We start from the raw sequence: 12,897 nt of genomic DNA, 5'->3' as shown, positions 1-12,897 counted from the left end.
GCCTGTACCCGTACGCGGGGACCCCGGGACCGGCCCGGGCTCCCCGCGTGACTCCCTCACCTCAGCTCCGGCAGGTCCTCCGGGTACAGCAGGGTCAGGTCCGCCTTGTCCGGGCTCGAAAGCTGCGCGACGCGTCCCGCGTGGCGCTCGACCATCGCCTCGAAGGTCTGGCGGGCGGTGCGGCCGTTGCCGAAACCGGCGTCCTTCGGGATCGCCGTGAAGTACTTCAGGAGCGCCTCGCCGGTGCCCTCCGCCAGCTCGTACTCGTGCTCCTCCGCCTGCTGCTCCACGATGCGCAGCAGCTCCTCCGGGCCGTAGTCCCCGAAAGTGATCGTCCGTGAGAAGCGCGAGGCGACACCCGGGTTGACCGCGAGGAAGCGTTCCATCTCGGCCGTGTAACCCGCGACGATGACGACGACCTCGTCGCGCTGGTCCTCCATGAGCTTGACCAGCGTGTCGATCGCCTCGCGCCCGAAGTCGCGCCCCGAGTCCTCCGGAGAGAGCGCGTACGCCTCGTCGATGAAGAGCACCCCGCCCTTCGCCCGCCCGAACGCCTCCTGCGTGCGGATCGCCGTCGAGCCGATGTGCTCGCCGACCAGGTCCACGCGCGAGACCTCGACGAGGTGCCCCTTCTCCAGGACCCCGAGCGCCACGAGGATCTCCGCGTACAGGCGCGCCACCGTCGTCTTGCCGGTACCGGGCGAGCCGGTGAAGACGAGGTGGCGGCGGGCGGAGGCCGCCTTGAGCCCGGCGGCCTGGCGCCGTCTGCCCACCTCGATCATGTCCGTCATCGCGCGTACCTCGCGCTTGACGCTGTCGAGCCCCACGAGCGCGTCGAGCGCGGCCAGCACGTCCTCGGGCGTGCGCGCGGGCCGCTCCTCCCCGGCCGCGCCCTCCGGGGCCGTCGTCCCCTGCCGGGGAGCCGGGACGCCGCCGAGCAGCCCGGCGGGGGCCGTCTCGCGCACGAGCGTCTCGCCGCCCACCGGAGGCAGCACCGGCGCCGTCGCGGCGGGGGCGGCCGGGGCCGCGGCGCTCTCGTCGCTCGCGCAGTCCTCGACGACGGGGCTGCCCCCGGCCCCCTCCGCGATCTCGTAACCGCCGCGCGCGCACCGCTCGGTGCGGCAGCGGCGCAGCGTCGTGCGGTCGCCGCCGATGAGGTGGAAGCCGTACCCCGCGCTGTCGGCGACCTTGCAGGACGTGAAGGTGCCGCGCCCGTCCGCCGACACGTAGAAGCCGGACTCGGCGGCCCCCGTCACCGTGCACCGCTCCACCGCGGGATCGGCGCCCTTCGTGACGATGACGCCGGTCTGCACGTCCGCGACCGCGCAGCCGCTCAGGGTGCCGCCGCTGCCGTGGTCGCGGAACCAGGCGCCGGTCGACGCCTTCGTGATCCGGCAGTCGTCGAGCTGGGCGATCGCCCCGTCGCTGACCGAGACCGCCGTGTTGCGCACCTGCGTGAGATCGCTGTCCACGACATCGACGCGCGATCCCCGGTCGAGGACGAAGAGCGCGTCCGGCACGTCGTGCACCCGGCAGGAGTCGAGCACCGCCGTCGCGCCGTCGCTCACCCACACCGCCGGGTAGTCCCCGGTCGAGTCGTGGATCTCGCACTGGTTGGCGTCCACCCGCGTGCCCGGATCCCACACCGAGAGGCCGTTGCGCCCGAAGCGGCTGACGGAGGAACGGGTCAGCGTCAGGACCGAGCGCGAGCGCAGGTCCACCGCGTTCTCCGGGATGTCGTGCAGCCGGCAGTCGGCGAGCGTGAGCACCGCGTCCGTGTCGAGCGTGACGCCGTTCGCCGTCGTCCGGTGCAGCGCGCAGTCCGTCAGGTACGCCGTGCCGCGCTGGCTGAGCTGGAGCGCCGAGCCCTTGATCTCGTAGATCTCGCAGCCGATCGCCTCCAGGCCGCTGCCCTCGCCCGTCACGGCGAGACCGGCCCCCGAGGAGTGATGCACCCGGCAGCGCTCCAGGCGCGGGTGCGCCCCGTCCCGCACCACGATCCCCGACTGCCCCGCCGCGACGACCTCGCAGTCCTCGAAGATGCCGCTCGCCCCGGCGAGCACGGCGATCCCGAGGCCGCCCGCGTTGTCGACCGTGACGGCACGGACCGTGGGCCGCGCCCCGCCGCGCACCTCCAGGCCGACGGCGGACCGCGTCATGATCCGCAGGCCCTCCAGCTCGGGCGCGCTGTCCTCGACGAGCACGGCGGGCACCGCGGAGTCCTGGCCCTCGATGTGCAGCCCCTGCACCAGCGCGGCCCCGCGCACGGTGAGCGGGATGCCGTCGGCGGGCGCGATCCTGACCGGACCCGCCGCGTTGTCCACGGCCCGCAGCGTCACCGCCTGCCGCACGACGAGGTTCTCCCGGTACGTGCCCGGGCCGATGCTGAGGACGTCACCGTCCCCCGCGGCCTCCAGGGCGGCGGAGAGCGAGGCGTACTCGCCCGTGCGGCGCCGCCACCGCGACGTACCGGTGTGCGTCACCTGGACCGTGCCCTGTGCCATGTGCTGCTGTGCCCCCACCTCGTGCGTACGCGGGAAGTATGACGCGTGTCCTGTGGACCGGCGCGCGGTCCACCGTAGCGTGTGCGGACAAGGGGAGTTGACCGTGTCCGGCCCAGGCCACCGGCACCTGCCCGGCCCCGGCGGGGCGCACGCCCGTCAGCTCCCCGTGCCCGCGCGCCCCCAGTCCGGTCCCGTGCGCCGCCACTCCCGTTCCCAGGCCACGAGCCGCGCCCGCCGCAGCCGCCACATCAGGATCCGTCGCCCGCCCTCCAGGAGCACGACCGCCGCAGTGGCGGCGCCGACGCCCGCGAGGAAGGCGTGCGCGCGGGCGCCCGCCGCGTCGAGCGGACGCGGCATCAGGCGGCCCCGCGCGTCGGTCCAGACGGGGAAGGTGTCGCCCTTGCGCGGCGCGGACAGCGCGGCGTTCGTGAGCCCGGTGCGGCGTACCCCGTCCGGGCCCGTCCACGTGGCGCGTACCCGGACCTCGCCGACCCGCCCCGCGCCGGTCTCGGGATCGGTGTCGAAGGCGGTGCCGCGCTCCGGGCTCAGCACCGTCGCGCTCACGCGCACCCGGTCGTGGCGCTGCTCCGCCACGGTCCGCAGGAGGGCGGTGCGTGTGTGGGAGGCCGCCTGCACCCCGGCGACCGGGACGAGGACGAGGAGCAGCAGGACCGTCGCCAGCCCCGCCCAGCCCTCGATCCGGTCGCTCGTACGCCGCAGCGGGTTGTTCCGCCAGGTCCACAGCCCCATGATGGCTCGCACGTCGCGCCACCCCCTTCCCCGCCCGCGCCACCCGGCGCCCGCGGTCCACCCCCGCCGTAACCGTTCCCGGCGGGCAGCAGGCTATGCGACGGCCCCCGCGCCGTCCGCCCCGACCACCGTCAGCCGGTCACCGACACGCACCGAACCGGCCGACTCCGGCACGAGGTTCATGCCGAACATCGCCTTGCCGCCCCGCCTGCGGTGCCGCGCCAGGGTCCGCAGCGGTTCCTTGCCGCGCACCGCCGTGGCCTGGTCGACGGTCGTCACGACGCAGCGCCCGCACGGCTTCGCCACCCGGAAGAGGACCTCGCCGACGCGCACGCGCGCCCAGCCGTCCTCCGCCCACGGCGCGCTGCCCGAGACGACCAGATTGGGCCGGAACCTGCCCATCGGCACCGGGCCCTCCCCGCTCGGCCCCTCCGCGGCGATGAGGGCGTTGAGGGCGTCCAGAGAGGACACGCTCGTGAGCAGCAGCGGGTAGCCGTCCGCGAGACTCACGGTCTCGCCCGGCCGCGCGTACGCCGGGTCCACGGGGCGTGCCGTCGCGGGTGCGCCGAGGTGCACGAGCCGCGCGGGACGGCCGAGGTACGCGGCGCACCACGCGGACGCGGAGCCCGCCGCCGGCACGACCTCGACCTTGTCGCGGAACAGTTCCGCGACGACGCTCTCCCCGGCCGGGACCGGTACGTGGCACGGAGCGTGGCCGGGGCCGTTCAGCACGAGCCCGCCGTCGTCGTTCCGCCGCACGTCCAGCAGTGCCAGCCGCGGTTCGTCCCGCTGCGTCAGCTGGCGCCCCGCACCGTCCACGAGCATCCAGCGGCGGTCCCCGGCGAGCCCCCACGGCTCGACGACGGCCTCCGGGACGTCGAGGGCACGGGCTGCCTTGAGCGGATGGAGGTGGACGGAGAGGAGCGAGACGGCGGGCATGGCCGCCATTTTCCCACCGCTCGCGCGGCCTTCGCGGGAGGAAGGGGCTCTCAGCCGGGTGCCGCACGGTTCCCCGCCGTCCGCGCGCGGTCTCCTCCCTCCGGTACGGCTCCGCACGCGAGACGCCCGGCACCGCGCGCCCCGGGGGCTGCTCGGTGCCGGGCGTCTGCTTCCCGGACGGGTGGCGGCTGCCGCCGCGCTCAGTACGGCCGGTAGGGGCCGTTCTGATAGGGGTCCTGGTACGGGGCGGGCGCGGGCTGCGGAGGGCGCGGGGCCGTGGGCCGCATCGCCTCGTACCCGGTCGCGGGCTGCGGCGCGGGCCGGTAGCCGCTCTGTTGCGGGACTCCCGGGTAGCCGCCGCGCTGCGGCGCGGGCTGCTGCGGGATGTACGGCTGCGGCGCGGGGGGCAGAGGCGCCATGGACTGCTGCTGCTGCGGCGGCTGGCCGTAGTACGCCGCGGGAGGCGGGGAAGCGGGGGCGGGCGCGGGGAGCGCCGGGGGGAGCGCGGGCAGGGAACTCCCGCTCGGCTCGTACAGGGACGGCACCCGGATCGGCGCGATCTGCGGTGTGCCCCGCTCCGCTACGAGCGAGTCGTAGATCGGAGTGTCCGGGAAAGACGGCGCGGAATAGTAGCCGCTGCCGTAGGTGGGGCGGGGGGAGGTCATGGCACATAAGTTAAGCCCACGATGTGCTGGGTGGGGAGTCCGATAAGAAGGTTGTTTTGTGCGTCCCTGTCGGGTCCCCGCCCGCAATGCGATCGAAGGCGACCAAAACGGTCGTCAGATTGCCTAGATTTAACGTGGGTTGCATGTGCCCACGGCGTTACGGGGGCCTCTTCCCGGGGCGCCGACGGACCCCGCCGAGCCCTGGCCGCAGAGGGTCGCCCGCCCGTCCGTACGGCCCGTGCGGGACGCCCCTCGGCCGGTGCACAGGACACGTACAGGGAAGCCCCGACGCCTTTGCGCGGAACGGGAGTTCAGCCCTCGCCCGCCTCCACCGCCTCCGGCGCCGCATACGTCCGGCCCTTCCACGCCGCCCCGCGACCCCGGTAGTGCCGCACCGCCGAGTCCACCGTCATCAGCAGGTAGAGGAAGGCCGTCACGGGCAGCAGCGGCGCGAGCCACCGCGGCTGCCGGTAGTAGCGGAGCATCGGCATGTACGTGCCCGTCATCACGAGCCACGCGAGCCCGCCCGCGAGCGCTGTCGCCGGGTGGCCCGCGAGCAGCCCGGCCACCAGGGCGCACGGCGGGACGAGGTAGACGAGCGCGAGACCGAGCACGGTGCCGAGCAGGACCAGCGGATTGTGCCGCAGTTGCGTGTACGCGCTGCGCGAGACCATCCGCCACAGGTCCCGCAGCGCGGGGTAGGGCCGGATGCTGTCGACGTGGTCGGCGAGGCCCAGCCAGATGCGGCCCCCGGCGCGCTTGACCGCGCGTGACAGGGCGACGTCGTCGATCACGGACTGCCGGATCGCGTCGGGGATGCCCGCGGCCTCGGCCGTCCGCGTCCGCAGGAGCACGCAGCCGCCCGCCGCCGCGGCCGTCCGCGAGTCCGCCTTGTTGACCCTGCGGAAGGGGTAGAGCTGCGAGAAGAAATAGACGAAGGCGGGGACGACCATCCGCTCCCACACGCTCGCGACCCGCAGTCGCGCCATCTGGGAGACCATGTCGAGCCCCGCCCCGTCCGCCGCGGCCACGAGGCGGCGCAGGCTGTCCGGCTCGTGCGCGATGTCCGCGTCGGTGAGGAGCAGGAACGCGGGGTCGTTCTCGCGGGCGAGCGCGATGCCGTGGCGCACGGCCCACAGCTTCCCCGTCCACCCGCGCGGCGGCTCGCCCGGTGAGACGACCCGCAACGGCAGGGCTCCGGGGCGCCGCCCCAGCTCCCGAGCCAGCTCGCCCGTCCCGTCCGTGCTGCCGTCGTCGACGAGGACGACCTCCGCGCGCCCCGGGTACTCCTGCGCGAGCAGCGAGGGCAGGCTCAGCGGCAGCACCTCGGCCTCGTCCCGCGCCGGCACCACGACCGCCACCGAGGGCCACCGCTCCGGTTCCCCGGCGGTCCTCGGCAGCCGGACGTCGGTGCGCCAGAAGAAGCCCTGGGCGAGCAGCATCCACACCCAGGACGCGAGGGACAGTACGGCGATCCACATGACGGCACTCACGCGCGGCAGTCTGCCACCAGCGGGGGAGAGGCACGGGGCCGGACATGCGGGCCGCCGCCGCGAGCCCCGGGACGGCCCCGCGACGCCGCGCGGGGGAGCGGAGGGGCGGTGCTCTCGCCGCGAGCGGGAGCGGCGGCGGGGGCGGCGGCGACGGTACGGGGCGGGCGACGGGTACCGGGGTGCGCCACGGGCGAGGGGCGTCGCGGCCGCCGGGCGGCGTCACGTGCGCCGCCGACCCCGATCCCGCCCCTGCTGTCCCCGGCAAGCGTCAGCCCATGACATAAAGTGGCCGGGTGAAGATCGCGCTCCTCGATTCCGGTATCGGCCTGCTCCCCGCCGCCGCGGCGGTACGCGGCCTGCGGCCCGACGCGGACCTCGTGCTCTCCAGCGACCCGGCCTCGATGCCGTGGGGGCCGCGCACCTCCGAGGACATCACGCGCCTCGCGCTGCGTGCCGCCGAGGCCGCCGCCGCGCTCGGACCCGACGCGCTCGTCATCGCCTGCAACACCGCCTCGACGCACGCGCTGCCCGCGGTCCGCGCTCGCTTCGAGGACACCTTCCCCGTCATCGGCACCGTCCCCGCGATCAAGCCCGCCGCCGCCTTCGGCGCCCCCGTCGCGATCTGGGCCACGCCCGCCACGACCGGCAGCGAGTACCAGCGTCGCCTCATCGCCGAGTTCGCTCCCGGCGGCAATGTCACCGCCGTGGCCTGCCCCGGTCTCGCCGACGCCGTGCAGCACGCCGACGAGGCCGCGACGGAGGCCGCGATCGCCGACGCCGCAGCGCGCACCCCCGCCGGGGTCCGCGTCGTCGTCCTCGGCTGCACCCACTACGAGCTGGTCGGGGCCAGGATCGCCGCCGCGCTCACCCGCCCCGGCGGGGCGCCGCCCACCCTGCTCGGCTCCGCCCCCGCCGTCGCCGCCCAGGCCCTGCGGCGCGCCGCGGGCGGGCCGCCGGACCTCACCCGAACGGGCGAGCTGACCGTCCTGCACGGCGGCGTCGAGGAAGCCCTGCCGCCGGAGGCTCTCGCCTACGCCGAGGGCCGCCTCCTCGCCGGGGTCGGTGCCGCCCGCTGAGACCGCCCGGTGTGGCCGGTTCCACCGGACGCGCCTGTGCGAGGGGGCCTCCCGCGGCGCGGATTCTGAGTACCCTCGGCGCCATGAGGCATCCACCCCATGACGACGCGCCCACGGGCCCGGCGGACGCCGGTGCCCACCCCGAGGTCTGGACGGGTACCGCGACGAACCGCGTGCAATGGGTACTCGCCCTCGCCGGTGTCGCCTGCGTCGCCCTCGGTATCGCCCTCGCGGTCAACTCCACCTGGACCTCCGGCGTCGCCGCGCTCGCCATGTCGGTCGTCGGCTGCCTGCTCGCGGGGCTCCTGATCCTCTTCGGCACCCTCGCCTTCGTGAGCGTCGCCGTCCGCGTCGACCACGCCACCCTCGAAGTCCGATGCGGCCACATCGGCGTACCGCGCCGCCGCATCCCCCTAGCCCACGTCGTCGAGGCCGACTTCGCGCCCGCCGTCACCCCGCGCCAGTGGGGCGGCTACGGCTACCGCTGGCGACCGGAACTCGGCACCGCGGTCGTGGTGCGCCGCGGCGAGGGCGTCGTCCTGCGCCTCGGCGACGGCCGCACCTTCACCTTCACCGTCGACGACGCCGAATCCGCCGTGCACGAGATCCGCAGACGCCTCCACCTCTACGGAAGCCGCGGAAGCCATGGCGGTCGCGGCGGCCACGGCGGCCACGCCGGTCCCGGACAGGCACCCGCCGGAGCGTGACCCGCGCCGAGGCGCGACGCGCCCCGTCCCACCCGAGACCCACACCACAGGGCCACCTTTCGTCCCCGGCCGTAAACTCCGGAGCGTGACCGTCACCCTTTCCCCACCGGACGAAGCCTCGCCGCCCGCCCCCGCGTCCCGGGGCGGGCGGCGACTGCTGCGTCTCGTGCCCGCGGCCGGCGCCGTGCTCGCCGGCGTGCTCCTGTACCTGAGCTTCCCGCCCCGTACGGTGTGGTGGCTCGCGCTCCCCGCTCTCGCCCTGCTCGCCTGGGTCCTCCACGGCCGGAGCTGGAAGGCGGGGCTCGGTCTCGGCTACCTCTTCGGCCTCGGCTACTTCCTCCCCCTCCTCGTCTGGACCGGCGTCGAGGTCGGTCCAGGGCCCTGGCTCGCCCTCGCCGCCGCCGAAGCCGTCTTCGCCGCCCTCGTCGGCGCGGGGATCGCCGTCGTCTCACGACTGCCCGCCGCGCCGTTGTGGGCGGCCGCGCTCTGGACGGCGGGCGAGGCCGCCCGCGCCCGTGTCCCCTTCGGCGGCTTCCCCTGGGGCAAGGTGGCCTTCGGCCAGGCCGACGGCGTTTTCCTGCCGCTCGCCGCGCTCGGCGGCACCCCTCTCCTCGGCTTCGCCGTCGTCCTGTGCGGCTTCGGCCTGCACGCGGCGGGGCGGGCGGTGTACGAGCGCCGCGCGCGCGGCGTCCTGCCCCGCGCGGCGGCGGTCACCGCCGGGGTCGCGGTCCTCCTGCCCGTCGCCGGTGCCCTCGCCTCGCGCGCGCTCGTCTCGGACGAGGCGGAGGCCGGGACGGCCCGGGTCGCCGTCGTCCAGGGCAACGTGCCCCGGGCGGGCCTGGAGTTCAACGCCCAGCGCCGCGCCGTCCTCGACTACCACGTCAAGGAGACGAAGCGACTCGCCGACCGGGTGGAGCGCGGCGAGGTCAAGCGTCCCGACTTCGTGCTGTGGCCCGAGAACTCCTCCGACATCGACCCCTTCCGCAACCCCGACGCGAGCGCCGCCATCGACAGCGCGGCACAGGCGATCAAGGCCCCGATCTCGGTCGGCGCCGTGGTCGAGAAGGACGACGGCAAGCTCTACAACGAGCAGGTCCTGTGGCTGCCCGGCAAGGGCCCCACGGCCACGTACGACAAACGGCAGATCCAGCCCTTCGGCGAGTACCTGCCGATGCGCTCCCTGCTGCACAAGATCAACGACTCCTGGACGACGATGGTCGCCCAGGACTTCAGCCGCGGCACCACCCCCGGCGTGTTCACCGTCGACGGCACCCGCGTCGGCATCGCCACGTGCTACGAGGCGGCCTTCGACTGGGCCGTGCGCGACACTGTCACGCACGGCGCCGAGCTGATCTCCGTACCGAGCAACAACGCGACGTTCGACCGCAGCGAGATGACCTACCAGCAGCTCGCCATGTCCCGCGTCCGGGCCGTCGAGCACAGCCGCAGCGTGACCGTGCCCGTCACCAGCGGCGTCAGCGCCGTCATCCGGCCCGACGGGGAGATCGTCCGGCGCACCGGCATGTTCGTCCCCGCGACCCTCGTCGACGACGTTCCGCTGCGCACCTCGCGAACTCCCGCGACCCGTGCGGGCATCGCGCCCGAGATGGCCCTCGTCGGCGTCGCGGCCGGCGGTCTCGCCTGGGCGCTCACCCGCGCCGTCCGGGGACGCCGCGCCGCCTGACCCGGTGCCGGCCCGGTCTGTTGTGCGCGTGGGCCTCCGTCCGGTGTGCGGGGGCCCCCGCGCCCCGAAGGCGCTCCGCGCCTCCCGATAGGCTCGGCACATGCCCACTCCGGAATTCATCCTCGGCCTGCGCGAGAAGATCGGTCAGGACCTCCTCCTCCTGCCCGGCGTCAACGGCGTCGTGCTCGACGACACGGGACGCCTCCTCCTCGGGCGCCGCGCCGACACCGGCAGATGGGCGCTGCCCGCCGGGATCTGCGAGCCGGACGAGCAGCCCGCCGAGACCATCGTCCGCGAGGTCCTGGAGGAGACCGGGGTGCACTGCGAGGCCGAACGCCTCGTCCTCGTCGAGACCCTCAAGCCGATCGCCTACCCCAACGGCGACCGCTGCCAGTTCCTCGACATCACCTTCCGCTGCCGCGCCACGGGCGGCGAGGCGTTCGTCGCCGACGAGGAGTCCCTGGAGGTCGCCTGGTTCGCCCTCGACGCGCTCCCGCCCCTGGAGCGCTTCTCGCTCTTCCGCATCGAACAGGCGCTCAGCACGAGGGAGTCCGCGTGGTTCGCGCGCACCCAGGCCGAGGTCGACGACCGGAACGCCGCGGCGCTCTGAGCCGATGCGTGCCGCCCGTCTTCTGCGCATGGCCCTGCTCGTCCAGTCCTCGCCCGGTCTCACCGCCCCCGCCCTCGCCCGCGAGCTGGAGGTCTCCGAGCGCACGGTGATACGCGACGCGCAGGCCCTGCGGGATGCGGGCATCCCGGTACGGGCGGAGCGCGGGCGGGCCGGCGGCTACCACCTCGCGCCCGGCCACCGCACCCGGCTCACGCACCTGCACCCCGCCGAGGCAGAGACCCTCTACCTCGGCGGACTGCCCACCGCGCTCGCCGACCTCGGCCTCGCCCAGGCGGCCGGCACCGCGCGCCTCAAGCTCGCCGCCACGCTGCTCCCCTCGCTGCGCGCCGCCGCCGAGTCCTCCGTGCGCCGCTTCCACCTCGACGCCCCGGCCTGGTTCAGCGAACCGTCCGCGCCCCCGCTCCTCCAGGACCTCGCCCGCGCCGTCCGCGACGACCGCACGGTCCGCCTGAGCTACGCCCGCCCCGCGCGCGAAGGCCGCCCCGCCCGTACCGTCGACCGCCTCTACGAGCCGTACGGACTCGTCCTCAAGGCCGGGGTCTGGTACGTGGTGGGGCGGGTCCCCGGCCAGGGCGCGCGGGAGGCCGCCTGGCGCACGTACCGCGTCGAACGCCTCACCGCGCTCGAACCGGGCGAACCCTTCACGCGTGTCGCCTCCTTCGACCTCGCCACGCACTGGCGCGCCGAGGCGGAACGCTTCGCCCGCGCCCTGCTGCGCACTCCCGTGACCCTGCGCCTGACCCCCGAGGGACTGCGCCGCCTGCCCGGCGCGCTCGGCGCCGCGAGCACGGAGGGGCTGACACCCGGCCCGCCGGGCCCGGACGGCCGGGTCACGGTCACGGTCCCCACCGAGTCCGAGGACGTCGCCTTCGACCAGCTCACCTCCCTCGGCGCCGACGCCGAGGTCCTCGCCCCGCCCGCCCTCCGCGCCCGCTTCACCGTCCACGCCCGCGCCTTGGCGGAGCGCTACGGGACGGACCTCTGAGCCGCGCCGTCCGGGCTGCGTCCTGAGCCCGGTGTCACGTACTGAGCCTGGCGCCATGCCCTGAGCCTGGCGCAGACACCTCGTGCGTCTGCTGCGGCCGCCGAGCGCGGGACGCGGCGGGGAGAAGGCGAAGCCGGGGAGCGAGGGCACGGTGACCGTGAAGGCGTCACCGGGCTCGCCGCCGAAGCGCGAGGGCTCGGCGAGGCGGCGGGCGAGCGGGACGAGTTCGAGCACGGAACTGGGCCAGCCGTGCGTCAGGACCAGCGGGAGCGCGTCCGCCCGCTCGGCGTCGAAGCGCAGGTAATGCACAGGGGTGCCGTCGATGTCGGCGAAGTGCGAGGGAAGGGCGTTGAGTTCGGCTTCGCGTGCCCGCCAGTCGAAGCCGTCCGCCCAGTACGTGACGAGCCGTCGCAGCTCTGCGGGCTCGGTGCCCGCGGCCCAGGGCGCGATCCCCGGCCAGGCCCGGGGAAGCCGCGCGGCACGCAGCCGGGCCCGCAGGTCGTCGAGGGCGGTGTCGGGGACGGCGAGGAGAGGGCGGTCGTGCACGGGATGCTCCTGGAGGGCGTACGCGTACGGGTCAGGCGGGCGGGTCGAGAAGCGCGGAGAGCGCGGCGCGCGTGTCCTCCTCGGGTTCGGGTGCCGTGGCGAGCAGGGCGCGCAGGATCAGGCCTTCCAGGAGCGCGTCGACGCGGTTCGCCGTCGCGGGGCCGGTGAAGCGGGCGAGGACGGCGCGGCTCGCCGCGGTCCACTCCTCGGTGAGCGACCGCAGCCCCGGGTCGCGCAGCGCCGCGAGGTGCAGCTCGAAGCCGAGCACGGCGCTGCGCCGCCGCTCCGTCACCTCCCGCACCTGCGCGACGAGTACGTCGAGCAGGCCCGCCCGGTCCGGTACCTCCGCGAAGGCGGCGGCGAACTCCTCGGTGCGCAGCGCGACGTAGCGCGCGAAGGCGGCGGCCTGGAGCTCGGCGAGGCTCGCGAAGTGGTACGTGACGGAGCCGAGCGGCACGTCGGCGCGCGCGGCCACCTTGCGGTGGGTGAGCCCGGCGGCACCGTCGCTCACGAGCACGTCGAGCGTCGCGTCGAGGAGCCGCGTCCTGCGCGCGGGGTCGTGCCTGCGCGGGCGCCTTCGCGTGTCGTTTCCCCGGCCGGTGCCGGGACTGTCCTCCTGCTTCATAAGAACAAATGCACAAGACGGGGGTGGGGAGGTGTGTGCGAGGCGTGCCGCGGCCGGGGAGCGGCGCCGGGAAACGTGAAAGGAGTGCTATCGGGAACGTGTGGGGGAGTGGTGCCGGAAAGCGCGTCATGTCCCTTTGCGGGAAGTGCGCTTGCCGAGCGCTTTGGGGTCTCCGTGGTCCGCCTTTGGTACTTCCCAGACCAACGTATGGACCCCGCGTGAACACTTGATCGACAGAGTGAACGGTGCGTGCGGCCGTGTCCTGGAAGACCGCACCGCGTCCCTCCGTCAC

11 protein-coding genes and 1 pseudogene are annotated in these 12,897 nt (G+C 75.0%); 5 read left to right on the top strand and 7 right to left on the bottom strand.

What is annotated here, in order from left to right:
- Window positions 1–56 precede the first annotated feature (56 nt).
- From IF99_RS0120600 to IF99_RS0120580, 5 genes are all read right to left on the bottom strand, one after another.
- A complete protein-coding gene (locus IF99_RS0120600; protein ID WP_030998081.1) occupies window positions 57–2,504 on the bottom strand; it encodes a right-handed parallel beta-helix repeat-containing protein in 2,448 nt (815 codons plus the stop codon).
- A gap of 156 nt (window positions 2,505–2,660) precedes the next feature.
- Window positions 2,661–3,266 carry a hypothetical protein gene (locus IF99_RS0120595; protein WP_037827243.1) on the bottom strand — a complete coding sequence of 202 codons (606 nt, stop codon included), beginning with the start codon at window positions 3,264–3,266 and terminating at the stop codon, window positions 2,661–2,663.
- Window positions 3,267–3,347: 81 nt separating this feature from the next.
- Window positions 3,348–4,193: an MOSC domain-containing protein gene (locus IF99_RS0120590; RefSeq protein ID WP_030998079.1), complete on the bottom strand. Its 846-nt coding sequence runs from the start codon at window positions 4,191–4,193 to the stop codon at window positions 3,348–3,350.
- Between the two features lie 200 nt (window positions 4,194–4,393).
- Window positions 4,394–4,858 (bottom strand): DUF6643 family protein, encoded by a 465-nt coding sequence (locus tag IF99_RS0120585; protein ID WP_030998078.1) that lies wholly within the window; start codon window positions 4,856–4,858, stop codon window positions 4,394–4,396.
- 311 nt (window positions 4,859–5,169) lie between these two features.
- Window positions 5,170–6,339 (bottom strand): glycosyltransferase, encoded by a 1,170-nt coding sequence (locus tag IF99_RS0120580; RefSeq protein WP_030998077.1) that lies wholly within the window; start codon window positions 6,337–6,339, stop codon window positions 5,170–5,172.
- A gap of 305 nt (window positions 6,340–6,644) precedes the next feature.
- Here IF99_RS0120580 and IF99_RS0120575 point away from each other — a divergent pair, with 305 nt between their 5' ends.
- The 5 genes from IF99_RS0120575 (at window position 6,645) to IF99_RS0120555 (ending at window position 11,434) form a co-directional block, all read left to right on the top strand.
- The gene (locus IF99_RS0120575) at window positions 6,645–7,427 is read left to right on the top strand and encodes a glutamate racemase (RefSeq protein ID WP_030998076.1); all 783 of its coding nucleotides are present in this window, start codon (window positions 6,645–6,647) and stop codon (window positions 7,425–7,427) included.
- Between the two features lie 83 nt (window positions 7,428–7,510).
- Entirely contained in the window at window positions 7,511–8,134 is a 624-nt protein-coding gene (locus IF99_RS0120570; protein ID WP_030998075.1) for a hypothetical protein, read from the top strand.
- 85 nt (window positions 8,135–8,219) lie between these two features.
- The gene (gene lnt, locus IF99_RS0120565; RefSeq protein ID WP_030998074.1) at window positions 8,220–9,818 is read left to right on the top strand and encodes an apolipoprotein N-acyltransferase; all 1,599 of its coding nucleotides are present in this window, start codon (window positions 8,220–8,222) and stop codon (window positions 9,816–9,818) included.
- Between the two features lie 100 nt (window positions 9,819–9,918).
- Window positions 9,919–10,428 carry an NUDIX hydrolase gene (locus IF99_RS0120560; RefSeq protein WP_030998073.1) on the top strand — a complete coding sequence of 170 codons (510 nt, stop codon included), beginning with the start codon at window positions 9,919–9,921 and terminating at the stop codon, window positions 10,426–10,428.
- Window positions 10,429–10,432: 4 nt separating this feature from the next.
- Complete coding sequence (locus IF99_RS0120555) at window positions 10,433–11,434, top strand: helix-turn-helix transcriptional regulator (protein WP_030998072.1); 1,002 nt, start codon at window positions 10,433–10,435, stop codon at window positions 11,432–11,434.
- Between the two features lie 285 nt (window positions 11,435–11,719).
- Here the strand turns inward: IF99_RS0120555 and IF99_RS35055 are convergent.
- Together IF99_RS35055 and IF99_RS0120550 are read right to left on the bottom strand one after the other, a co-directional pair.
- Window positions 11,720–11,980 (bottom strand): annotated as a pseudogene (locus tag IF99_RS35055) (epoxide hydrolase N-terminal domain-containing protein); the annotation flags it as partial.
- 31 nt (window positions 11,981–12,011) lie between these two features.
- Window positions 12,012–12,605: a TetR/AcrR family transcriptional regulator gene (locus tag IF99_RS0120550; protein ID WP_051703593.1), complete on the bottom strand. Its 594-nt coding sequence runs from the start codon at window positions 12,603–12,605 to the stop codon at window positions 12,012–12,014.
- Between the last annotated feature and the right edge of the window lie 292 nt (window positions 12,606–12,897).

Source organism: Streptomyces sp. NRRL F-5630, from assembly GCF_000719475.1.
Classification (GTDB): domain Bacteria; phylum Actinomycetota; class Actinomycetes; order Streptomycetales; family Streptomycetaceae; genus Streptomyces.
Note: the sequence above shows the minus strand (reverse complement) of the source record. Positions and strands in the feature narration are given on the sequence as shown.